Source organism: Streptomyces sp. NPDC048506, assembly GCF_040651315.1.
GTDB lineage: Bacteria > Actinomycetota > Actinomycetes > Streptomycetales > Streptomycetaceae > Streptomyces.
Genome location: NZ_JBEZIX010000037.1, coordinates 68,066 through 91,158, shown reverse-complemented (window position 1 = coordinate 91,158; position 23,093 = coordinate 68,066). Strand labels below are relative to the sequence as shown.

At 72.4% G+C, this 23,093-nt stretch carries 14 protein-coding genes (1 of these 14 cut by a window edge); 6 read left to right on the top strand and 8 right to left on the bottom strand.

Annotation, left to right across the window (positions count from 1 at the left end):
• The first annotated feature begins 129 nt into the window (after positions 1-129).
• Genes AB0C96_RS27670 through AB0C96_RS27660 form a run of 3 tightly spaced genes read left to right on the top strand, consistent with a single transcriptional unit; the run spans position 130 to position 2,752 of the window.
• Entirely contained in the window at positions 130-1,491 is a 1,362-nt protein-coding gene (locus tag AB0C96_RS27670) for a ferric reductase-like transmembrane domain-containing protein (RefSeq protein WP_362920901.1), read from the top strand.
• 9 nt (positions 1,492-1,500) lie between these two features.
• Positions 1,501-1,941, top strand: a complete 441-nt coding sequence (locus AB0C96_RS27665; protein ID WP_362920900.1) for an FMN-binding protein — start codon at positions 1,501-1,503, stop codon at positions 1,939-1,941.
• On the top strand, positions 1,934-2,752 hold the full coding sequence (locus AB0C96_RS27660) for an FAD:protein FMN transferase (RefSeq protein ID WP_362920898.1): 819 nt from the start codon (positions 1,934-1,936) through the stop codon (positions 2,750-2,752). Before AB0C96_RS27665 ends, AB0C96_RS27660 begins: the two co-directional genes overlap by 8 nt.
• On the opposite strand, the gene AB0C96_RS27655 is transcribed toward AB0C96_RS27660, so the two are convergent.
• Entirely contained in the window at positions 2,730-3,614 is an 885-nt protein-coding gene (locus AB0C96_RS27655; protein WP_362920896.1) for a LysR family transcriptional regulator, read from the bottom strand. The genes AB0C96_RS27660 and AB0C96_RS27655 overlap by 23 nt on opposite strands.
• A 127-nt stretch (positions 3,615-3,741) precedes the next feature.
• On the opposite strand from AB0C96_RS27655, the gene AB0C96_RS27650 reads away from it, so the two are divergent.
• On the top strand, positions 3,742-4,143 hold the full coding sequence (locus tag AB0C96_RS27650) for a carboxymuconolactone decarboxylase family protein (RefSeq protein WP_362920895.1): 402 nt from the start codon (positions 3,742-3,744) through the stop codon (positions 4,141-4,143).
• Between the two features lie 106 nt (positions 4,144-4,249).
• On the opposite strand, the gene AB0C96_RS27645 is transcribed toward AB0C96_RS27650, so the two are convergent.
• The 4 genes from AB0C96_RS27645 to AB0C96_RS27630 are packed head-to-tail and all read right to left on the bottom strand — an operon-like array spanning position 4,250 to position 7,594.
• Positions 4,250-5,083 (bottom strand): ABC transporter permease, encoded by an 834-nt coding sequence (locus AB0C96_RS27645; RefSeq protein WP_362920893.1) that lies wholly within the window; start codon positions 5,081-5,083, stop codon positions 4,250-4,252.
• Positions 5,084-5,701 (bottom strand): ABC transporter ATP-binding protein, encoded by a 618-nt coding sequence (locus tag AB0C96_RS27640; protein ID WP_362920891.1) that lies wholly within the window; start codon positions 5,699-5,701, stop codon positions 5,084-5,086.
• Between the two features lie 9 nt (positions 5,702-5,710).
• Positions 5,711-6,676: a polyprenyl synthetase family protein gene (locus AB0C96_RS27635; protein WP_362920889.1), complete on the bottom strand. Its 966-nt coding sequence runs from the start codon at positions 6,674-6,676 to the stop codon at positions 5,711-5,713.
• An 18-nt stretch (positions 6,677-6,694) separates the two neighbouring features.
• A complete protein-coding gene (locus AB0C96_RS27630; RefSeq protein ID WP_362920888.1) occupies positions 6,695-7,594 on the bottom strand; it encodes a squalene/phytoene synthase family protein in 900 nt (299 codons plus the stop codon).
• A gap of 568 nt (positions 7,595-8,162) precedes the next feature.
• Here AB0C96_RS27630 and AB0C96_RS27625 point away from each other — a divergent pair.
• Entirely contained in the window at positions 8,163-8,852 is a 690-nt protein-coding gene (locus AB0C96_RS27625; RefSeq protein WP_362920887.1) for a cytochrome P450, read from the top strand.
• Positions 8,843-9,340 (top strand): dienelactone hydrolase family protein, encoded by a 498-nt coding sequence (locus AB0C96_RS27620; protein WP_362920886.1) that lies wholly within the window; start codon positions 8,843-8,845, stop codon positions 9,338-9,340. Before AB0C96_RS27625 ends, AB0C96_RS27620 begins: the two co-directional genes overlap by 10 nt.
• A 124-nt stretch (positions 9,341-9,464) precedes the next feature.
• Here the strand turns inward: AB0C96_RS27620 and fabD are convergent, their stop codons facing one another.
• The 3 genes in view from fabD to AB0C96_RS27605 are tightly spaced (at most 1 nt apart) and all read right to left on the bottom strand, a layout consistent with a single transcriptional unit that may run on beyond the window.
• Positions 9,465-11,777, bottom strand: a complete 2,313-nt coding sequence (gene fabD, locus AB0C96_RS27615; RefSeq protein WP_362920885.1) for an ACP S-malonyltransferase — start codon at positions 11,775-11,777, stop codon at positions 9,465-9,467.
• A 1-nt stretch (position 11,778) separates the two neighbouring features.
• Positions 11,779-17,763 (bottom strand): SDR family NAD(P)-dependent oxidoreductase, encoded by a 5,985-nt coding sequence (locus tag AB0C96_RS27610; protein ID WP_362920884.1) that lies wholly within the window; start codon positions 17,761-17,763, stop codon positions 11,779-11,781.
• A protein-coding gene (locus AB0C96_RS27605; RefSeq protein WP_362920883.1) for an SDR family NAD(P)-dependent oxidoreductase crosses the window boundary here: on the bottom strand, positions 17,760-23,093 show its 3' portion. Its footprint extends 18,180 nt past the window's final position; only the last 5,334 of its 23,514 coding nucleotides appear in the window; the start codon falls outside the window, past its right edge; it ends in the stop codon at positions 17,760-17,762. The genes AB0C96_RS27610 and AB0C96_RS27605 overlap by 4 nt, the downstream gene beginning before the upstream one ends.

The window sequence follows — 23,093 nt, the reverse complement described above, 5'->3', positions numbered from 1 at the left end:
TCTGCGGGGGCGTGCGCGGGTATGAGCCGGCTCTGAGTTTCCTGTGAATCGCCCGGCGGGGGTGCTGCTCAGAAGGTCTTCAGAGGTTGCGCTGCCACGCTGGCGCCGACCACGGAAGGGAAAGACCCCATGAGCACCCTCTCGCACCCCCGCCGCGGTGCCCCGGGCAGCGCCCCGCCGCGCCGGCTGCCGTCTCCGGCGCCGCTGCTGGCGCAGGGCGCCGTCTGGGCGGGTGCCGTCGGCGTCCTGGCCCTGTGGTGGACCGGCACCGCGTCGGTGGTGGGTCCGGCGGGCTGGCTCACCGGCGCCGGCCGGATCACCGGTCTGCTGGCCGGCTACGGCTGCGCGGTGCTGGTCGCGCTGATGGCCCGCGTTCCGCTGCTCGACCACAGCCTGGGCACCGACCGCCTAGCGCGCTGGCACGCCATGGGCGGGCGCTACACCCTCTCCCTGGTGCTGGCACACACCCTGCTGATCATCTGGGGCTACACCCTCACCTCGCAGAGCGGTGTCCTGCACGAGACGACGACGCTCGTGCTCGACTACCCGGACATGCTCAAGGCCACCGCGGGCTTCCTGGTGCTGGTCGGCACCGGTGTCCTCTCGGCGCGGGCCGCCCGCCGAAGGATGAGCTACGAAACCTGGCACTACCTCCACTTCGCCACCTACCTGGCCGTTTTCCTCGCCTTCGGCCACCAGCTCTCCAACGGCGCCGACTTCGTGGGCCGGCGGCCCGCCCAGCTCGGCTGGTACGCCCTGTACGCGGCGGTGGCGGTGCTGATCGTCTGGTACCGCTTCGTGGTCCCGGTGCGACGGGCCCTGCGCCACCGGCTCCGCGTCGCCGACGTCCGCCCGGAGGCGCCGGGCGTGGTGTCGGTGCACCTCACCGGGGAGCGACTGGCCGAACTCGGCGCCCGGCCCGGCCAGTTCTTCCGCTGGCGCTTCCTGGCGCCGGGCCTGTGGTGGACCGCCAACCCCTACTCCCTCTCCGCGCCGCCGCACCCTCACCACCTGCGCATCACGGTGAAGGAGGCCGGCGGGCACAGCGCGGCCCTGGCGCGGCTGCGGCCCGGCACCCGGGTGTGGGCCGAGGGCCCCTACGGCGCCTTCACCGAGGCGCGTCGCCGGTCGGCCAAGGTGCTGCTGCTCGGGGGCGGCGTGGGCATCACCCCGCTGCGCGCGCTCTTCGAAACCCTCCCCGGCGAGGTCACGCTCGTCTACCGGGCGCGGCGCCCGGAGGACCTCGCGCTGCGCGCCGAGCTCGATGCGATCGCCGCCGCCCGTGGCGCGGCGGTCCACTACGTCGTCGACGAACCGGCGGCGTTCTCGGCACCGTTGACGGCCCGGGCGCTCAAGGGCCTGATACCGGACCTGGCCGCGCACGAGGTGTACCTGTGCGGTCCGCCCGGCATGACCGGCGCCGCCCGACGCGCCCTGCGCGGTGCCGGCGTGCCCCGGCACCGCATCCACCACGAGTCGTTCGAGTTCTGAGGAGCCGCCGTGCGCCGAGCCGTTGTGACCGCCGTGTCGACCAGTGCGCTGGTCGTCATCCTGCTGTCCCTCAAGCCGCACCAGCCCGCCGACCTGACCGGCGCCCCGGCCCTGCCGGGCGCCGCACCGGCCCCGTCGCCCACCGGGCGTCCGCAGCGGGGCGGCCACCCGGCCGACGGCACCTACACCGGTTCCCCGATCAGCACCCGTTACGGCACCGTACAGGTCGCGGCCACCGTCAAGTCGGGCAGGCTGACGGCCGTCACGGTGCTGCACGCGCCGTCCGAGAACGGCCGTGACCGGGAGATCGCCGCCTACGCCGTGCCGCGCCTGACGCAGGAGGCGCTCAACGCGCACAGCGCCCGCATCGACGCGGTGTCCGGTGCCAGCTACACCAGCGCCGGCTATATCCGGTCGCTCCAGAGCGCCCTGGACCGGGCCGGTGTCTGAGCCCCGGCGCGGCCTGCGCCACGTCGAGCGGGCGATGGGCACGGTGTTCTCGTTCGACATCCGCGACGCCCGCACCCCCGCCGTCGAGTCCGCCCTGCACGACGCCGTCGCCTGGCTCCACCACGTCGACGCGGTCTTCTCGACCTACCGTCCCGGCAGCGCCGTCAGCCGGCTCGCGCGGGGCGAGATCGGTCTCGACGCCTGCCCCGCCGAGGTGCGCGAGGTCCTCGACCTGTGTGAGCGGGTGGGGCATGCCACCGGCGGCTGGTTCAGCGCCACCCCGGACGGCACCCTCGACCCGTCCGGACTGGTCAAGGGCTGGGCGGTGGAACGCGCCGGGCAGATCCTGCGGGCCGCGGGCGCCCACCACACCTGCGTGAACGGCGGCGGCGACCTCCAGCTCAGCGGGGAGGCGGCACCCGGCACCCCCTGGCGCATCGGGATCGCCCACCCGCTGCGCCCCGGGGAACTGTGCACCGTCGTCACCGGACGCGACCTGGCCGTCGCCACCTCGGGCACCGCCGAGCGGGGCGCCCACATCCTCGATCCGCACACCGGCGCCCCCGCCCACGGCCCCGCCTCGGTCACCGTCGTCGGCCGCCGCCTGACCACGACGGACGCCTACGCCACGGCGGCCTTCGCCATGGGCGCCGGCGCCCGGGGCTGGCTGGCGGGGCTCGACGGTTACGAGGGCTTCGCCGTCACCCGGGACGGCGGGACCTGGCACACCCCGGGGTTCCCCGGAACGCAGCGTCGGCGCGGGCGGGATGACCGAGCCGAGGTCGATCTCATCCGCCGGTTGCGTCGGTGAGAACGGTGCGGAGCCGCTCGATGAGCGGGTTGGTGTCGTCGGCCCGCCACACCAGGTGCAGCGTGGTCGAGGTCTCGGCCAGTGGCCGGGGGGTCACGCCGATGCGGCGCAGCGCACGGTGCGAGTCGGCGAGCACCGCGGCACCGAACTTGGCCGCGACCAGGGCCAGCAGCGTCTGCACGCTGCGGCCTTCGGCGCTGATCTGCGGCACGACTCCGGCACCGTGACACAGCGCAATGATCTCGTCGTAGGACCGAGGTGAGACGTCTCGGGGCCAGATGACCAGGGGGATCTGGCCCAGTGCGGTGAGCGGGGCGGGTTCGGTGGGGTGCGCCAGCGGATGGCCGGCGGGCAGGAACAGCGTCAGCGGTTCCCGCCACCACACCTGGGTGGCCAGCCGGGCATCGCGCATCGGGAGGCGCTGGACCGCGAGGTCGTAACGGCCCTCCAGCACGCCGTTGGACATCTCGGCATCGTTGAAGCTCTCCTCCAGTTGCAGGTGCACCCGCGGAAGTTCCCGCCGCACGCGGCCCAGCGCTGCGCCGAGCGGTCCGTTGATGCCCGAACCGGCGAAGGTCACGACCAGCCGCCCGGTCATGCCCTGCGCGGCCAGCCGCACGTCCTTCAGGGCGGCCTCCGCCTCGGCGAGCACCGTGGCCGCACGCCGCACCAGCACCTGTCCGGCCTGCGTCGGGGTCAGCCCCCGCCCCTCCCTGACGAACAGCGGAGTGCCCAACTGGCGTTCCATCTCGCGGAGTTGGCGGCTGAGTGTGGGCTGCGTCAGATGCAGCCGCCGCGCCGCGCCGCTGATACTGCCCGCTTCCGCGATGGCAACCGCGTAGCCGAGTAGCCTTAGCTCCATCCATACCTCCTAGGCATGGCAAGTATAGACAGTCATGCTCGTGGAGCAGATCTGGACGACTCTCAGGCCAGGCTGGAGACAGCGCACCGGACGGACCGGAGCGCACACCTGATCCTGAGGAGAATCCATGAACCGCGAGGACCGCTACGGGTACGGCATGAAGGTGCTGGAGCAGGTCGACGGCGAGGCGGGACAGCGGATCGTCGACTCCCTCGCCGACACCTCACCGGAGTTGGGCCACCAGGTCGTGGCATGGGCGTTCGGCGACATGTACTCCCGCCCCGAACTTCCCCCGCGCGAGCGGCAGTTGGTCACCCTGGGCGTGCTCACCGCGCTCGGCGGCTGTGAAATCGAGCTGGAGGTGCACATCAACGCCGCGCTCAACGTCGGCCTCACGGCCACCGAGGTCACCGAGGCGCTGCTGCACTCGGCCGTCTACTGCGGCATGCCGCGGTCGATCAACGCCACACTCGTCGCCAAGAAGGTCTTCGCCGAGCGTGGCCTGCTCCCCCTCACCAACCTCGGCTGAGCGTCACCTCCCCAGTCGTCTCGATGCGTGACGGCCGTGGACGGGGTGCCGGAGCGGGAGGCCGAACGGAAGCAGCGGGAGCAGCGGGAGCAGACAAAGTCCACGGTCAGAACCCTTGGTTGCCTGGTCCTGCTCCCGGCCTTCCTCGCCGTGTGCCTCCTGCTCGTGTCGTGAGGGCGAGCGCGCGGGGCGGGCGCGCGCTCCGGTCCCGGGTGCGGCGGTGGAAGACGACCAGCCCCACACCGGTGAGGACGGCGAACCAGGCGAGCTGGAGGGCCAGGTAGTCGAGGGACGTGGCGGACGAGTAGCCGGCGGCCCTCGCCGCTTGGGTGGCACCGTGGGTCGGCAGTACGCGTTCGACGTCGCTCCCCGCGGCGTTGTTCGAGATCGGGTTCTGTAGGCCCGCGTCCACGATGCTGGTCATGATGATCAGGAACATGCCTTCGAGTTCCCCGCGCAACAGCGCCCCGAGCAGCACACCGAGCGCGCCGTAGGTGAGCGCCGCGGTGAACAGGCTGACGGCCAGCAGCCATGGCTGCCGCGGGTGCCAGAAGAGCGTCATGATCAGGGCCGCGTAGCCGGAGACGACCGTGGAGACCACGACCAGGGCGCACGACTTGGCCGTCACGAGATGGACCCGCGGGTATCCCGCGAGCGCCAGCCGGCGGTCGAACGCGCCCGAGGCGAAGGTGACCGAGAACATCATGAAGCCCGCGATCTGGGTGACCGTGTTGAGCGCCCCGGACATCTGACTGAGTTGGTTGCCGCGGGCCCACAGCGTGGCCCCCGTCGCGCGCAGGACGAACCGGACGGGAGCGTCGGAGATCACCAGATCGACCAGGAGCAGCCACATCGGCACGTACAACACGACCAGCCACAGGGCCAGCCGGTTGCGGAGGTGCTCGATCAACGCCATGCGGGTGGCGGCCAGGAAGTACATCTAACGGCCTCCCCCGGCCGTGGCGTCCGGCCGCAGCACACCGGCCCCCAGCCGGTACACCGTGTCGAGGCGTGCGGTGTCATGGGCGAGGTGCGAGATCACCAACACCGAGCGGCCACGGTCGCGCAGCTGCTGGGCCAGTTCCCAGAAGCGCAGGTAGGTGTCCCAGTCGAAGCCCTGGTACGGCTCGTCGAGCAGCAGCACCTCGGGGTCGTGCATCAGCGCGAGGGTCAGGTTGAGCTTCTGCCGGGTGCCGCCGCTGAGCGTGCCGACGCGTTCGTCCCGGCAGTCGGCGAAGCGCAGCCCGTCCATCAGCTCCTCACCGCGCCGTGTGTCGGGCAGCCGGTAGGCCAGCCGGAAGAACCACAGATGCTGGCGGACGGTGAACGCGTCGTTCAGCACGGCCTGTTGGGGGCAGTACCCCATCCGGCCGGTGTGGGAGGCCGCGCCGCCGGTCGGGGTCAGCTCGCCGCACAGGATGCGCAGCAGCGTGGTCTTGCCGGCGCCGTTCTCGCCCACCACACCGACCAGCGCGCCGTCGGGCACCTCGAAGGTGACGTCGCGCAGGACGAGCCGCTTGCCGTACGCATGGCGCAACTGCCGTACCTGTAGGGACATCGGACTCCTTCAGCGGTGGCGGTCCACGACGGAGAGGGCCAGTTCGGCGAGCCGAGCGGGGTGGGGCAGCGCGTCGAGTTCCGCGCGGGCGGCGTCGACGCAGGCGTGGGCCTGTCGCGCCGTCTCGACGGCCGCACCGGTCCTGAGCACGATGTCCAGCACGTCCCGATGCGCCGTGACGGGATCGACGTCACCGCGGAAGACCGTGGTGAGGCGCCGACGGTCGGCCTCGGACGCCGCCTGATAGGCCAGCACGACCGGCAGCGTCGGTTGCCGGTTGGCGACATCGCTCACCGCGGTCTTGCCGGTCACCCGGTCGTCCACCGTGTACGGCAGCAGGTCGTCGCGCATCTGGAACGCCTGGCCGATCAGCTCTCCGTAACGGCGCAGGTGTCCCTTCTGGGCGTGTGTGGCGCCCACCAGGATGGCACCGGACTCGCAGGCCGCGCCGATCAAGGCGGCGGTCTTGCCACGGATCACCCCGAGGACGGTGGACAGGCCACAGTCCAGGTCTTCCCGGATCTCCGTCTCCCTCATCATGGCGCGGCACATGCGGTTCAGCGCGTCGACCACCACGCGCACCGCCTCCAGCACGCGGTCCCCCGGCCGACCGCTGATCATCGCCGTGTAGCCCGTCATCGACAACGCGTCCCCGGCCAGCAACGCCTCGGCGATGCCGAACTGCTCGGCGGTCGAGGCCCGTCCGCGACGCACGGGGTCCTGGTCGACGATGTCGTCGTGGATCAGACTGGCCACGTGGAGGCACTCGAGGCCGGCCGCGAACGTGAGCACGGCGCCGACGTCACCGCCCACGGACTTCGCCGACTCCACGCACAGGACCGGGCGCAGGAGTTTGCCCGAGGGGAACAGCGCGTCCAGACAGACCAGTTCCAGGAGGTTCTCGCCATTGCCGACCCACCGGCGCAACTCGGCCTGGAGGAGCGGGATCAGAGGTTCGGAAGAAACGACCGTCATGCCTGGGCTCCTCCGCGTTCAGCAGGGAATCGTGCTGCGCCAGTGCGGCTGCCACACGGCCAGCGCGTCGGTGAGCGGCGGCCGCGGGGAGCGATGCAGTACGGCGGCGCCGTCGGCCAGTACCTCCCGCAACACCAGTGCGCAGTACTTCTCCACCACTCCCAGGAAACAGCCGCTGGTGCCGGGTTGCAGCGCGGCGACCAGGGTGGGAAGACGGCGGGTGATGCGTTCGGCTTCGAAGCGGACGAGTCCGGCCATACCGGAGGTCCACCGTCTCGCCCGGACGTCCTCGGCGCGGACCCCGAACCGGTCGAGATCTTCCAGGGGCAGGTACAGTCGCCCGTCGCGCAGGTCCTCACCGAGGTCGCAGAGCACGTCCATGAGCTGGCCCAGCTCGCCGAACTCGCGCAGCTCGGGCTCCAGTCGGCCGGCGACGTCGGGGCCCACCAGCAGTCCCACCATGAGGACCGTCGGGGCACCGGTCGAGTTCGTCGACCACCGGCGCAGCTCCTCGTACGTCGCGAACTCGGCGAAGTCGAGGTCCTGCCGCCCCGCGGCGAGGAAGTCCTCGCACAACGACACCGGCAGTCCGAAGGTACGGAACGTATGGGCTACGGCGTGCAGGACCGGGTCGGCCGCCCGGCCGGTGGCCAGGGCGGACAGCACGGCATCGGCGTACTCGTCGAACCGTCGCCGTCGCTGGTCGGCCGGGCCGGTGTCGGCACATCGGTCGACGGCGAACCCCATACTGATGACAGCCCCGACGTGGGGACGCAGCGCCGCGGGCACCGACCTCAGGCCCCACCAACGGGCGTTCCCCCCGTCCTGGTCGGCTGCGTCCCGAATGCATTCGACATAACACCGTCGCAGGGCCGGGTCGTAGATGCCGGCCTCATCCAGCCACCGTCGTACCAACACCCGCACAAGCCTTCCTGTCATATAATCGACTACTGTTGCGCACCTGCACCGAATGCCGTAGATGTTCGAACGGGCTCAATACTCGATTTCCGCACGTTCCCGCGCGCCGGAGAGCTCTGGGAATGTGGGGGCCTGTCGGCCAAGAGCAGTGCGCTCCGCCTCCGGAGCGCAGGGAAAGACGCGTGACGCGTCATCACGATAGTCGGCTGGGACCGCAGGCACCCAGGGCGCGTGACCTGGCGCGCGAGGCGGCGGCAAGCGTGCACGAAGCACACACGGCGCGTCGAGCCGTAAACGCGCGGATTCTTGAAGCGCCGGGAAATGCGCGCCCGGCCCGAAACCGGAAGAATTTCCCGGCGGCGCGCGGAGTCGTGCAGTCCGGCGTCCTTTCCCTGTGGCCGCCGCATAAAAGGGCGCTGAAGTCGCATCACGCATCGGGCCCGGGGAAGCGCGCCTGGTATCGGCATGACGAACTGATGCACACTTTTCCGTAACCGGTTCCTTCGCGGTCGATGCGACCACGTTCGGTTCGCGGGCGAGTGCGCTGCACCGGAGCCCGGGAGAGCCCGTGCCCGACTCGACGGAGGCCAAGGGTCACCGGGGAGGAGCGCTCGCCATGCCACAGGCCTTCTCACCGCCGCTGCCGACCCCCCGTGGCGCGTTGCCGCTGCTCGGACATCTGCTGCCCTTGCTGCGCGCTCCGCTGGCTCTGCTGGCTCTGCTGGCTCTGCTGGCCCAACACCCCGACGTCGCCCACCCGTTGCGCACCGAGGTCGACACCGTGCTCGACGGCTGGACGGCGGCCTACGACGACCTGCCCCGCCTGCACCTGACGGCGCGTGTGGTCAACGAGACCCTGCGCCTCTGGCCACCGGTGTGGGCCGTGCCCCGCGTCGTCACCACCGACACCCGACTGGGCGGCCATGACCTTCCCGCCGGCACCTTGGTCGTCTACAGCCCCTACCTCGTCCATCTCCGCCCCGAACTGTATGGCGACCCCGAGCGCCTCGACCCCGACCGGTGGATGCCGGGCCCCACCGCCCCGCCACGGGAGGCATGCGTTCCGTTCGGAGGGGGTGCTCGCAAGTGCATCGGCGACACCTTCGGCCTGACGGAAGCCACCCTCGCCCTCGCCACGATCACCCACCACTGGCATCTGGAGCCGCTGCCCGGCCAACGGGTCCGTCGTCCCGTACCGGGAGGCACCCTGCGACCCAGCCCGTTCCGGATGCGCGCGATCCGCCGACCATGGCGCTGATGAAGGGGCTGCGCCGGGACGAGGTACGGTCCGACATCGCCGCGGCGCGGGTCACCGCCCGGCAGTACGCCGGTGGTGGTGGCACGGCGATCCTCGGGTTCAGCGTCGGCGGGCACATCGCCATGCTCGGGGCAACGGCGATGCCCTTCGATCTGGTCGTCAACTACTACGGGGGGTGGCTGCTGGACGGTGGGATCCCGCTGGCCGAGCCGCTGCCTCCGGTCGCCGACAGCGAGGCCATCGCTGCGAACGCCGGCTTCGTGCTGGGGCTCTTCGGCGCGAACGACTTCGTGATGTCGCTCGACGAGTGGCACCGGATCGGCAGGCGCCTCGACGCCGCGGGCGTCGCCCATGAACAGGTCACCTACCACGAGGCGGGCCACGGCTTCTTCAACGACGAACGCCCCGACTACTACGACGCCGCGGCCGCCGAGGACGCCTGGCAACGGACGCTGAACGCGCTGGCGAAGCACGTCCGAACCGACTGAACGCGGTCGGCCCGGCGTCCTGGGTGCCGCCGGGGCCGCGGCCCCGGCGGCACCGTACTTCCTCAGTAACGCCGCGCCGCGCATGGAATCGACGCGATTCCGACACGGCATTTCCTGCCCGGGGTCAGGCGTCCGGCCGCCCACCGAGGGTGTCGCGCCACTGGCGGCAGGCGGCGGCGATGTGCTCGGCGGCGCCGTCGAGCAGCATGAGGCCGATCCGGTCGACGTGGCGGTTCCCCCACGACGCCCATTCCGTGCCGTCGACCCACTGGTTGAAGGCGCCGAGCGCGGGTCCGGTGTGGACCTGGTAGTTCACCGTGCCGGAGCTGTCCCCCGCCATGGCCAGGCGCGTGGTGTGGAAGAAGTACCACCGGAACACCTGGGCCATCTTCTGTTTGGGGTGCGCATCGGTCTCGGCGTCCAGCCCCCGGGAGCGGAGATAGACGCGGACCTCTTCCCAGACCTCCTCGATGCTCTTTCCGAAGTAGGTCCGCTCCAGGAGGGAACGCGTCTTTTCGGGGATCTCATCGAGGCTGTCGTAGTGGGAGTACAAGGAGAACAGTTTGTTGGCCCGGGTCGGGAAGAAGACGCCTTTCCGCAGTACCTGCACCTTGGCCCCCATCTCGAACATGTCGCCGGCGGGGGCGTATGCGGTATCGGCGATTCCGGCGTCCTGCAACATGTCCTTGACCGCGGGGCTCGTACCGGATTCCACCGTGCACTGGTTGATGGAACCGGTGAGCACATAGTCCGCGCCCAGCATGAAGGCCGCCGCCACCGCCGAGGGGGTGCCGAGGCCGCCGGCGAGGCCCATGCAGATCGCCTCGCGGTAGCCGTGGCGCTCCTGCGCCTGCCGCCGGAGGTCGAGCATGGCCGGCATCAGGACGGTGGCGACGCCGCCGTCCGTGTGCCCGCCGGAGTCCGCCTCGACGGTGATGTCATGGCTCATCGGCACCGTCCGGGCGAGCTCCACCTGCTCCTCGGTGAGCGCGTTCTCCCGGCGGAGCCCTTCCAGCACCGACTCCGGCGCCGGCGACAGGAACGCCTGCGCGACCTCCGGCCGCGAGACCTTGGCCACGACGCGGTGGTCGCACACGGTCTCGCCGTCCGCGCCGCGGCGCAGGCCACGCGCCCGGTAGAGGACGAGGGCGGGGGTCATCCGCATGAAGGCCGAGGCTTCGACGACGGGGACGCGGTGCCGCATCAGCAGCTCGACCAGCGCGCGCTCGGCGGCGGGGTCGTCGTGGTTGGCCAGCAGGTTGACGCCGTAGGGCTCACCGTCGGCCAGGCCCCGCTGCACGGCCCGCAGTTGTTGTTCGACCTCGGCCGGCGGCAGGCCGCCGGTTCCCAGGAAGCCGAGCATGCGGTTGCGGCCGAGCCGCACGACCATCTCGGCCGAGGCGATGCCCCGGTACATGCCGCCCACCGCGTACGCGTGCCGCACGCCCATGCGGCGGCGGAACACGGCGCTGCCCAGCGCCGCAGCCGGAGTGTCGGACGCCGGGACCGGGGTCCCGGACGCCGTAGTCGGAGTGCCGGACGCCGTAGTCGGAGTGCCGGACGCCGTAGCCGGCGTGCCGGAAGCCGCAGCCGGCCGCGGGGCCGAGCGGATCTGCTCGATCAGCCTGCCGAGCACCCGGCCGCCGAGTTCGACGAAGTCGGTCACGCCACGGTCGAGGAGGTGACCGACGCTCTCGGTCCAGCGCACCGGCTGCACGATCTGGTCGACGAGCGTGTGGGCGGTCCGGCCGGGTCCGTACGGGCGCGCGGTGGCATTGGCGATCACGGGGGTCCTGGGGTCGCCGAGGGAGAAGCCCGCCATGAAGTGGGCGAAATCCCGCTGTGCCGGCCGCATCAGCGGTGAGTGGAAGGCGCCGGACACGTTCAGCCGGACACAGCGCACGCCCCGCGACTCCAGATACGGCACCAGTGCGCCGATGGTGTCGATGTCGCCGGAGACGACCTTCTGCTGCGGCGCGTTGTCGTTGGCCACGGTCAGGCCGCCGAAGCCGCCGTCGTCGAGGAGCGCGCGCAGCCGTGCCGGCTCGGTGCCGACCACCGCCGCCATGCCGCCGTCCCGGGCCTGCGCCATCAGGGCGCCCCGCCGTTGGACGAGGCGCAGCCCGGTCGCGAAGTCGAAGGCGCCCGCGGCGTGCAGGGCGCAGTACTCCCCCAGGCTGTGTCCGGCGAAGTAGGCCGGCTCGTCGCCGTTCTCCTCGCGCCAGCGCCAGTAGGAGAGCGCACCGACCACGTACAGCGCGGGTTGGGTGTACTCGGTGCGGCCCAGCTGGCGCCGCGGGTCGTCCAGGCACAGTTCGCGGACGGAGTACCCGAGCACCTCGGAGGCCTCTTCGGTGAGCGAAGGGCAGGAATCGAACAACTCCCGTCCCATGCCGCGCTGTTGGGCTCCCTGACCGGGAAAGACCACGGCCTTCATGTCAGTGTCCTCCCCGTGCACGGCCCGCGGGGGCGTCGTCGGCGGCGTAGAGCCGGTCGCACAGGCGCATCAGCTTGTCGAGCGCCTGCGGGGCCGTCATGACGTCGGCGTGCATGGCGGTGTCGACGTCGATCGTGAAGAAGTCGTCGATCGCGTCGTGCCACTCCTGCCAGTAGGCGCTGCCGTCTACCGTCGGCAGGTCCGGGTTCGGGAAGAGCACCATGTGCTCCTCGAAGGCCCCGAAGAACCGGCCGCTGCGGTTGCGCAGGTAGTAGCAGCTCAGGTCGTCGCGCCGCGGCAGGGGGTCCACCGTGTACGTCTCGCCCTGTGTGGCCTCGAAGTAGCGGGCCAGTTGGCCGACCCGGGCGCGCAGTTGTGCCTCGGTCTTGTGGACGCCACGTGCCAGGGCGGCGTCGACGAGGGAGTCGAGGAAGCGTGTGCTGTCGAGCGTGGCGTCGACCTCGTCGCGGCGCAGGATCGGGGTGGTGCCCCCGTGGGCGTCGAAGCGGTTGGCGCCGAGGATCAGGTTGACCGCGCGGAACGCGCTGACCTTGGCCACCACCTCGGGGTCGAAGTCCCCTCCGACGATCAGGGCGTTGGCCTTGTTGGTCGAGGTCGCGTCCAGCGTGTCCAGCATGACCAGCGAGCGCACGGTTGCGTCCCGGAGCTGGAGCTGTCGGACGACCTCGTAGGCGAACAGGCCGCCGAGGGAGAATCCGCCGATGTCGTACGGGCCTTCCGGCGCCACGGCGAGGATGGCGGAGGCGTAGTACTCGGCCATGGCGTACTGGCCGGTGAGGATGTCGGTGGAGTCGATCCACCCCTTGGGCTGGATGCCGTAGAAGGGGCGCGGGCACCGTGCGGCGAGCGGGGCGTAGGACTCGACGCCGCCGTTGCCGTGGTGGATCCAGAAGACGGGCCTGCCCGCGGTTACACCGTTCATCCGGACCAGTTCGGGGAAGTCGTCCGGCGACGCCGGCTCGGCCGGACGGGCCGTGGGTTCGGCCACGCGGACCGGGCCCGGCTCCTCCGCCGCGGCGGGCTCCGGGGAGGTCGCGGTGGACTCCGGGGAGGTCGCGGTGGACTCCGGAGAGGCCGTGGCGGGCTCCGAGGACATCGCGGCGGGCTCCGGGGACGTCGCGGCGGCGATGGCGTCGGCGACCTGCTGCAACGTCTCGCAGTCGGCTATGACGTCGAGGGTGAGGGCCGGGTCCATCCGCGTCTGTGCCTGGCTGAGGAACTGCATCATGAAGATGGAGTCGAAGCCGTAGGTGTGCAGGGGCTCGTCCCACCGCAGGGTCTGCGCGTCGACCTCCAGCAGGGTCGCCATGAGTTCTGCCGTCACGGCCGCCACGGTCGACGGTGCGGCGTGCGGTTCCGGTGCCTCGCCCGGCTCCGCGCGCTCGCCTTCGGGCTCCGCGGTCGAAAGGAACCGCTCCCGCATCCGTGCGTGGTCACCGTCCAGGGCGATGGCGCTCGGCAGTCGGGCCGCCCAGAGGCGGTCCAGCGCGTCCACGCCCACGGACGACCGCATCGGCCGCATCCCGACGGACTCCAGCAGGCTCACGGTCGACGCGTCGGCGCCCATGCCGCCCTTCTCCCACAGCGGCCAGTCGACCATCAGGGTGCGCCCCGACCGGCGGCCCAGGTCCGTCAGGGCGGTGCGGTGGGCGGCGTAACCGTCCATGAAGGCGTTCGCCGCGGCGTAGTCGGCCTGTCCGACGTTGCCGAAGGCGGCCATCGAGGAGAAGCCGATGAAGCAGTCGAGCGGCGTGCCGGCGGTGGCCTCGTCGAGGTGGCACAGCCCGCTGACCTTGGCCGCGAAGACGTCCCGCAGATCCGCCGTGCTCTTCCGGACGACGAAGCCGTCGCGCAGCACTCCCGCGGCGTGCACGACGCCGTGCAGAGCGCCGTACTCGGCCTCGACCTCGCGCACGACCCGGAACACCTCGGCGCGGTCGGCGACGTCGAGGGTGCGGTAGGCGGCCCTGGCTCCCAACGCGCGCAAGGCGGTGAGCAACTCCTCCTGGTCCGGTCCGGCCTGGCTGCGGCCGCACAGGACCAGGACGGGTGCCTCGACGCGTCGGGCGATGTCCTCGGCGAACAGGGCACCGAGCCCACCGGCGCCACCGGTCAGCAGGTACACCCCGCCGTCCCGCCAGGGCCGTTCCGGGGCTGGGGGCGCGACTTCCCGCCAGTGGGACACCTGTCGGCGTCCTCCCCGGTAGCGCACCGCCTCCTCATCGGAGTCGGCGCCGTCGCGCCGGAGTCGTCCGGCCAGTTCGGCCGGCGAGGGGTTCCCGTCCACCTCGATCCACTGCGTCAGCAGCTTGGGGTGCTCCATGCGGGCCGTGCGGAGCATCCCGCTCAGCCCGCGCAGCCAGGGCGCGTGAGCGGGGGTGACGACCTGGATCAGGCGCGGCGGCCGGGCCGCCTCCTGCGCCTTGTCACGCAGCAGTTCCAGCAGGCGCACGGCGTATGCGGTACCGCGCGTGGCGAGCTCGCCGTCGGCCTGCCAGCTCTCACAGCCACCTCCCACGGCCTCGCCCAGCGCGGCGGCATCCGTCTCCGGCAGTTCGCACAGCACGACGTGCCGGATCACGTCGTCGCCGGGGTGCTCGGGTGCCGCGCTCTCCCGCCAGTCCGCCTGGATCAGCAGCGCGGGCGGGGCGGCGGAGGCGACGGCGGGCACCGTGCTGGGCGCCGGGGTGCGCTGGGTGCGCGTGCCGAAGCCCAGCAGTCGCACGCAGACCCTGCCCTGCGGGTCGCAGAGTTCGACGTCCAGGCGGCGTACCCCGGAGTCGGGGCGGTCGTCCGCTGCCCGCCGCACCAGCGCCCAGCCCTCGGTCGGGGTGGGAGCCAGCACCTGCACCTCGCGCACGGTGAACGGCAGCGCCGTGCCGGAAGCAGTGCCGCCCCGCTCGTCGAGCGCCAGGCCCAGCGTCGCCTGGAGCGCGGCGTCGAGCATGGCCGGGTTGAGCGTCAACGACGAGGCCGCCGTCCCCGGCAGGCGCAGGCGGGCGAGCGCCATGTCCTCGCCGTGGTAGAGCGCCTCGACGGCCCGGAAGGCGGGCCCGTAGCCCAGGCCCATGCGCGCGAACGTCGCGTAGCACTCGGCCGCGTCGCGCCGGGACGGGCAGCTCGCGCGCAGCGCCTCGATGTCGTGGGCGTCACCGGACGCGGTCAGCGCGGGGTCGGCCTGGGCGGTGCCCTTCGCGTGCAGGACGCGCTCCCCCTGGTGGTGGGCGTACACCTCGAACGTCCCGCCCGTGGGGTCCGTCTCGACGCCCAGTGCGCACGGCTCGGTGACCTCCAGGGGCCGCAGCCACACCACGTCGCGCAGTCGCACGCCGGTGGCGGCGGCGGTGGACGAGGTGGCGGCGAGCGCGTCGCACACGAAGGCGAGGTAGGCGGTGCCCGGCAGGACGGGTGCCTCGCCCACGCGATGGTCGCGCAGGTAGAACTCCTGCCCGTTCAGCTCCCGGCGGTAGGGCGAGGACCGCGTGCCCGGTGGTGTCCGCGTCGTGCCCTTCTCGTCGGCGGTCCAGTAGCGCTGTAGGCGGAACGGGTAGGTGGGCAGCGGGATGCGGCGCATCGGCCGTTCCCGGTACAGCCGCCACCAGTCGAGGGTGAAGCCGGCCACCCAGAGTTTGAGCAGGCCGGCGAACTTGCCCTTGGCCATCCAGCTGTCCAGGGCGACGGCGATGTCGTCGTCCCCGGCGAGCTCGCTCCACGGACCGATGCGCTGCGCCCGTCCGGTGTGGACGCCGCCGGCCCCGGAGCCGTCGAGGAATGCCGCCAGCTGCTCGCGCAGTTCGGTGAGCGAGTGGGTGAGGACGGCCAGCCGTTCGTCCATGGCGACGCGCCCCACTTGCAGGGTGTAGGCGAGGTCCGGCAGGTCGGCCTCGCCGATCCGGCCCGCGTCGAGCCAGTCGGCGAGCTGCTGGACCCGGGCCCGGAGCGTCTCGGGGCCGGCGGCCGACAGCACGACGGCCACCGGCCCCGGCGGGATGCTCGTGGGTGCCTCGGCGCGCGGCACGTACTCCTCCAGGACGACATGGGCGTTGACGCCGCCGAAGCCGAACGAGCTGACACCGGCCCGGCGCGGCAGCTCACGCCCCTCCGCGTCGCGCGGAGCGGGCCAGGGCTGCCGCTCGCGGACCAGGTGGAACGGGCTGCCCTCCAGGTCGATGTACGGGTTGACGCTCTCGCAGTGCAGGCTCTGCACCAGCGTGCGGTGCCGCATCTGCAACAGCACCTTGATCACGCCCGCGATGCCCGCGGCGAGTTCGAGGTGGCCGATGTTCGTCTTGACAGAGCCGATGCCGCAGTGGGCCTCCTCCACCGTCGCGCCGTGCTCCTCGTAGAGGGCACCGAAGGCCTCCTTGAGCCCGTTGATCTCGATGGGATCGCCCAGCGCGGTGCCGGTGCCGTGGGCCTCGATGTAGCCCACGGTCCGCGGGTCGATGCCCGCCTTCGCATAGGCCTGCCGGATGAGCATGGCCTGGGCCCTGGGGTTGGGGGAGGTCAGCGACTTGGCCCGGCCGCCGTGGTTCTCGGCCGTGGCGCGGATCAGGCCGTAGACGTGGTCGCCGTCGCGCTCCGCCGCCGAGAGCCTCTTGAGCACCAGCATGCCGACCCCCTCACCGCGGGCGTAGCCGTCGGCACGGTCGGAGAAGGTCCTGCACCGGCCTCCGGTGCTGAGCATCCCCGACCGGCTGAAGGTGAGGTGGCCGTCGGGGATCACGATGGTGTTGATGCCACCGACGACGACCAGGTCGCATTCGCCGCGTTCGATGGCGGCGACGCCCCGGTGGATGGCGACCAGGGAGCTCGAACAGGCGGTCTCGACCGGCTCGCTCGGTCCGTGGACGTCGAGGAAGTAGCTCATCCGGTTGGGGCCGACCGAGGGGACGCTGCCGGTGGGCGACACGCCCCGGCTGCCGCCGCTGCGTTCGGAGAGCAGGCCGTAGCCGGTGTCGCCCGTGCCGACGAACAGCCCGAGGCTGCTCCCCGCCAGGGCATCGGCGGCGTAGCCGGCGTCCTCCAGCGCCTTCCACACGTACAGCATCAGCAGCCGCTGCTGGGGGTCCATGTGCGCGGCGTCCTTCGGTGCGATGCCGAAGAACAGCGGGTCGAAGTCGGCGACGCCGTCCATGAAGCCGCCCCACTTGACGTCGGTGCGGCCGGGCTCCTTGAGGGGATCGCCGTAGTAGGCACGCCAGTCCCACCGGTCGGCGGGGACCTCCGCGATGCAGTCGCGGCCTTCGGAGAGGTTCCGCCAGAAGGCGTCGATGTCCTCGGACTGCGGGAAGCGGCCGCTGATGCCGACCACCGCGAGGGGATCGACGTCCCGCGGGTTCGGTCCGGTGGCGGCGAACGGGACCGGAGCGGATGCCGGCACACCGGCGGGTCGGGCGGACGGCGCGGCGACGACGGGTTCCCCGGCGGGCCCGGCGGCGGATTCCGCAGCGGGGACAGCGGCGGATTCCGCAGCGGGGACTGCGGCGGGGACGGTCGTGACGGGATCGGCGGTCCCTGCCGCGGGCGACCGCAGACCCAGGCGCGCGGCCAGCGCGGGACCGTGCTCCGCGGTCAGATGCGCGCTGAAGGCCCGGATCGTCGCGTGCTCGAAGAACACGGTGGGCGCGAGTTCGAGGCCGAGGGCGTCGTTCACCGTGTTCACCAGCTGGGTGATGACGATCGAGTCCAGCCCGTACTCGCTCAGGTCGACGTCCACGTCCAGGTCCGCCGCGCTCACCTTCAGCAGCTCGCAGACCGTCTCCACGACGACGGCGCTGACGCGTTCCGCCAGGGCGTCGGCGGCGACCCGGGCCTCGGCTTCGGCGGGGGCTCCGGAGGCCGGCCGGGTGGCCTGTGCCTGCTGCCAGCCGCGGATCAGGCCGAGCGCTTCGTCCCTGCCCACCCGTCCCTCACGTATGAGCCGATGCAGGTCGTCCAGGGAATCCACGGGCGTGGTGCTCATATCAGGCTCCTCTTGAACTCGTCCGCGCTCATTCCGCGTCGGCCGATGGCTTCGATCAGGTCCAGCAGATAGGCGTCGTCGGACCGCGACGAGGGCTCCGACGGTGGCTGGAGTGCCTGCCGGGCAGGCTCGCCGGTGGGGTGCGAGGGGTACCGGTGCTCGCCCGGGTCCGCGGTGTTCGTGTGCACCGGCGGGTGCGTCGCCGCGGCATCGGGAGCGTTCGCGGGGCGCGTGGTGTCGACCCAGTGGCGCCGCAGGCGGAACGGGTAGGTCGGCAGGGAGATCCGGCGCGGGCGCCGCCCGGCGTGGAGCCGGTCCCAGCTGAACTCCGCGCCCTGCACCCACGCCTGGAGCAGGCGTGCCCAGTCCCCCTCGTCCGCGGCGGCGAGGTCGTCCCGCGCCCCGAACCCGGCCGGTGCGGCCGGCAGGTCCGTGCCGCGCGGGACGCGGCCGCCGAAGACGTTGCCGGCGGGCTCACCGCGCAGCCAGGACTCCAGCTGCGCCCTGAGTTCGTCGACGGTGCGGGCCAGGCAGGCGAGACGCTCGGTCATGGCCGTGCGTCCCGTCTGCGTGGTGTGGGCGATCGCGGGGAGGTCGGTGTCGGCGTAGTCCCCGCGGCGGAGCGCCTCGACCCAGCGCGTGACGAGCGTCCGCAGCACGTCGGGGTGGGTCGCCGACAACAGGACCGGGATCCGCCCGGTGGGCGCCCGGTCCGGGGCGCTGCGCGGTACGTACTCCTCCAGGACCACATGGGCGTTGACGCCGCCGAAGCCGAACGAGCTGACGCCGGCCCGACGCGGCAGCTCACGCCCCTCCGCATCGCGCGGAGCGGGCCAGGGCTGCCGCTCCCGGACCAGGCGGAACGGGCTGCCCTCCAGGTCGATGTACGGGTTGACGCTCTCGCAGTGCAGGCTCTGCACCAGCGTGCGGTGCCGCATCTGCAACAGCACCTTGATCACGCCCGCCGCGCCCGCCGCCAGCTCCAGATGACCGATGTTGGTCTTGACAGAGCCGACGCCGCAGTGGGCCTCCTCCACCGTCGCGCCGTGCTCCTCGTAGAGGGCGCGGAACGCGGCCTTGAGGCCGTTGATCTCCACGGGGTCACCGAGTTTGGTGCCGGTGCCGTGGGCCTCGATGTAGCCCACGGTCCGCGGGTCGATCCCCGCCGTGCCGTACGCCTCGCGCAGCAAGGCGGCCTGGGCCCGGGGGTTGGGGGCGGTCAACGAGCTGCCCCGGCCGCCGTGGTTCTCGGCCGTGGCGCGGATCAGGCCGTAGATGTGGTCGCCGTCGCGCTCCGCCGCCGAGAGCCTCTTGAGCACCAGCATGCCGACGCCCTCACCGCGGGCGTAGCCGTCGGCGCGGTCGGAGAAGGTCTTGCACCGGCCTTCGGGGCTGAGCATCCCGGCCTTGGAGATGCTGATGTGGCCGTCGACGCTGACGATGGTGTTGACGCCACCGGCGATCGCCAGGTCCGACTGGCCCTGGCGGAGGGTCTGGACGGCCCGGTGGAGGGCGACCAGCGCGCTGGAACAGGCCGTGTCGACCGGCTCGCTCGGTCCGTGCAGGTCGAGGAAGTAGCTCATCCGGTTCGGGCCCATCGAGGGGGCCGCTCCGGTGATGTCGTACCCTTCGATCACCGGCGAGTAGCGTGTGACCAGGGTGCTGTAGCCGGTGCTGGTGGTGCCGACGATGAGGGCGGTGTTGCTGCCGGCGACCGCGTCCGCCGCGTAGCCGGCGTCCTCCAGCGCCTTCCACACGTACAGCATCAGCAGGCGCTGCTGGGGGTCCATCAACTCGGCTTCTTTGGGCGAGATGTCGAAGAACAGCGGGTCGAAGTCCCCCACGCCGTCCATGAAGCCGCCCGACGTCACATTGGACGTGTTGGGGTCCCTGACGGGGTCGCCGAAGTGCGCGCGCCAGTCCCAGCGGTCGGCGGGGACCTCGCGGGTGCAGTCGCGTCCCTCGCTCAGGTTCTCCCAGAACGCGTCGAGGTCGTCCGCCATGGGGAAGCGGCCGCTGATGCCGATCACGGCGATGGGTTCGTTCCCGGGCGTGCCGGCCTCGGACGCCCCGGCCGCCGGTGCACCGTCCTCCGCGGTGTCGGGCGCGGGCGTGCCGGGCCGCCGGGCGGGCGGTGCTGCCGCGGACGGCTCTGCCGGCTCCTCGGGCGCGCCGGTGACGCGGTCGGCGTGCTGGTCGAGAAGGTGCTCCACGAGCCCGTCCAGCGTGGGGTTCTCGAAGAACTGGGTGGGCGACAGGGAGAGTCCGAACTCCGCGTTGAGCTCGTTGGCGAAGCCGATGAACGAGAGCGAGTCGAAGCCGTACCGGGTCATCTCGGCCGCACCGGTGATCCGTTCGGCCGGGACGTCCAGCAGGACGGAGACGCGTGCGATGAGCTTCTTCAGCAGCGTCTTGTGCTGCGCCGCCCGGTCGGGCGTCGGCTCCGGTCCGGTCGGGCGCGGGGGCGCGGGCGGCGGGGCGAGCGTCCCGAAGCGGCGGGGATGGTTGTCGAGCAGGTGGTCCACGACCTCTCCCAGGGTCAGGTGTTCGGGGAACGGCTTGGGCGCCGCGGGCAGGGCGAACTCCGCGGTGAGCCGGTCGGCGAGCACGGTGAGCGAGACCGCGTCGAATCCGTACTCGCTCAACTCCACGGCGCCGTCGATCTCGTGTGCCGGGACGCCCAGCACGGTCGCCGCATGGCCGATCGTGCGGCCGAGGACCGTCGCGTGCAGGGCCGCCCGGTCGGGCGCGGCGACGGCGGTGGTCTCCGGTGCGGCCAGGAGGGTGGCGTCGATCCGGGCGCGGTCGCCGTAGACCGCCATCACATGCGGCTCACCGCTGCCGTAGGCGCGCATCAGCGCCTCCACGCCCTGTGGGGCACGCATCGGAGCCATGCCGACGGTCTCCCGCAGACGGCTCTCGGTGGCGGCGTCGACCGTCATGCCGCCGTCGGCCCACAGGGGCCAGCCGATCACGAGTGTGCGGCCGTGGCGTTCCTCGCGGGCCACCCGCTCCTGGCGCAGCGTCGCGTAGCCGTCCATGAAGGCGTTGGCCGCCGCGTAGTCGCCCTGGCCCGGGTTGCCGAAGGCCGAGAGCGAGGAGAAGGCGACGAAGCAGTCCAGGTCGAGGCCGGCGGTGGCCTCGTCGAGGTGCACCAGCCCGGCGACCTTGGCGGCGAGCACGTCCCGCAGGTCTGCGCCGCTCTTCGTGGCCAGGTAGCCGTCGCGCACCACACCGGCGGTGTGGACGACGCCGTCCAGGCGCCCGTGCTCGGCGACGATCGCGTCCACGCAGGCGGTCACGGCCTCGCGCCGGGCCACGTCCACCACCCGGTAGCTCGCCTGCGCTCCTGCGTCGGCGAGCGCGCGCACCAGCTCCCGCTGGCGGGAGCCCTCCGGTGAACGCCCGCACAGCACGAGGGTGGCACCGGGCGCCCGTGCCGCGATGTCGCGGGCGAACACCGCACCGAGCCCGCCGGCTCCCCCGGTGACGAGGTAGACGCCGCCGGCTTTCCAGGGCCGGACCGGCGGCGCGTCCTCGACGGCGGTCCACTGCGGCACCAGGCGCTGCCCGGAGGAGTACCGCACGGCCACGTCGTCGGGGCCGGCCGCGTCCGCGCGCAGGCGCTCGCACAGGGTCGCGGTGTCGACGGACGCCTCCACCTCGATGAGCTGGGTCAGCAGCCTGGGGTGCTCCATGCGGGCGGTGCGCAGCAGGCCGCCCAGGCCTGCGAGCAGCCGGTCCTCGCCGTCGGCGGGCACGACCAGCTGCAACAGCACCTGTTCGTCACGGGTCGCCGGGATGAGCTGCCGCAGCCGCGTCAGCACCGCCTCGGCGTGGTGGCCGTAGCGCAGGACCGGGTCGTCCTCCGCGGGCAGTGCGGCACACGGCACGCCCAGCCCGGCACCGACCTGCGCGGGATCCAACCCGTCCAACCCACCGAGCAGCACCTCGTGCCGCGCGACCGGACCGGACGCCCCGGTGGGCTCGGCAGGGCGCCAGCCGGCACGCATGAGGGTGAGCGAGGCGCCCTCGGACGGGGTGCCGGGCGCCCCTGACGTACCATCAACTACTGCCGTTTCACGCCTCGTTGACAGCACACGGGTACTGAAGCCGAGCAGGCGGACACACACCTGGCCGGCGTCGTCGCACAGCTCGATGTCGATACGGCGCACGGCCCCGTCGCGGTCGTTGGCGGCGGGCCGCACCACGGCCCACCCGCTGGCCGGGCTCGGCGCGAGCAGCTGCACCTCCTCCAGGACGAAGGGCAGTGCGGTGACCACGTCGTCGGTGTCCCGGGTCAACGACAGGCCCACGGTGGCCTGGAGCGCGGCGTCGAGCATCGACGGGTGCAGGGTCCAGGCGGCGCCGTCCCGTGCGGCCGGGGGCAGTTCCAGCCGCGCCACGACGAGCCCGGCACCGACGTGGATCCGCCGCAGGCCCCGCAGCGCGGGACCGTAGCCGATGCCCATACCGTCGAAGATCCGGTAGCAGTCCTCGTGTTCCACGGTGCGCACATCGCACTGGGCGCGCAGCGCGGCGACGTCCAGGCGGGCGGGCGAAGCCGCCGTGGCCGGTTCGAGGAGCCCCTGACCGTGCACCACGGGCCGCTCGTCCCCGGCCGCCGTGGTGATCTCGTAGCCGAAGCCGTCGTCCGACCGCCGCCGCAACGCGATCCGGACCGGGGTCGGCCCGGTGATGCGTGCGGGGCGCGACCAGACGACGTTGCGCAGGCGGACGCCGGTGGGCTCAAGGCCTTCGGCCCGGGCCGCCGCGTACGCCATCTCCAGGTAGGCCACGCCGGGGAGCACCGGCACGCCGTGCACGCGGTGGTCGTCGAGGAAGAACTCGCCTCCCGTCAGGTCGAGGGCGAAGGACGACGAGCCGGACTCGCCGGGTCGCCTTCGGCCTTCCAGCGGCGACCCGGCGGCGGGGGCACCGGAGCGGGGCGGGCGCGGGGCGGCCCAGTAACGCTCACCGGCGAAGGGGTAGGGCGGAAGGGAGAGGATGCGGAAACCGCCGTCGTCGAAGAGCGGGGCGAAACGCAGGTCGAGTCCCTGCGCGAAGAGCGCGGCCAGCTCGGTGAGGCCGTCGGTGCGGTGGCGCTCGGCCATCAGACGACCCGCCCGGGCGTGCCCGGCCGGGTCCTGGTGGCGGCGCCCGTCGGCCGCCTCACCGGTGACCACGCCCTGCGCCCGGCCCTCGCGCAGCCACGTCCGCAGGGCGGCGATCAGCTGTTCGCGGTCCGCCGCCACGCAGGCCCAGCGGTGGCCGCAGTGCCGGCGGCCGGTGGCCAGGGTGTGGGCCACGTCGCCCAGGTCGAGGTCCTC

Bases quoted from the DNA above. Each gene is read 5' to 3' on its own strand.
- AB0C96_RS27640 (WP_362920891.1), bottom strand. From the start codon at position 5,701: ATGTCCCTACAGGTACGGCAGTTGCGCCATGCGTACGGCAAGCGGCTC.
- AB0C96_RS27620 (WP_362920886.1), top strand. From the start codon at position 8,843: ATGGCGCTGATGAAGGGGCTGCGCCGGGACGAGGTACGGTCCGACATC.
- AB0C96_RS27635 (WP_362920889.1), bottom strand. From the start codon at position 6,676: ATGACGGTCGTTTCTTCCGAACCTCTGATCCCGCTCCTCCAGGCCGAG.
- AB0C96_RS27655 (WP_362920896.1), bottom strand. From the start codon at position 3,614: ATGGAGCTAAGGCTACTCGGCTACGCGGTTGCCATCGCGGAAGCGGGC.
- AB0C96_RS27650 (WP_362920895.1), top strand. From the start codon at position 3,742: ATGAACCGCGAGGACCGCTACGGGTACGGCATGAAGGTGCTGGAGCAG.
- AB0C96_RS27645 (WP_362920893.1), bottom strand. From the start codon at position 5,083: ATGTACTTCCTGGCCGCCACCCGCATGGCGTTGATCGAGCACCTCCGC.
- AB0C96_RS27670 (WP_362920901.1), top strand. From the start codon at position 130: ATGAGCACCCTCTCGCACCCCCGCCGCGGTGCCCCGGGCAGCGCCCCG.
- AB0C96_RS27610 (WP_362920884.1), bottom strand. From the start codon at position 17,763: ATGAGCACCACGCCCGTGGATTCCCTGGACGACCTGCATCGGCTCATA.
- fabD (WP_362920885.1), bottom strand. From the start codon at position 11,777: ATGAAGGCCGTGGTCTTTCCCGGTCAGGGAGCCCAACAGCGCGGCATG.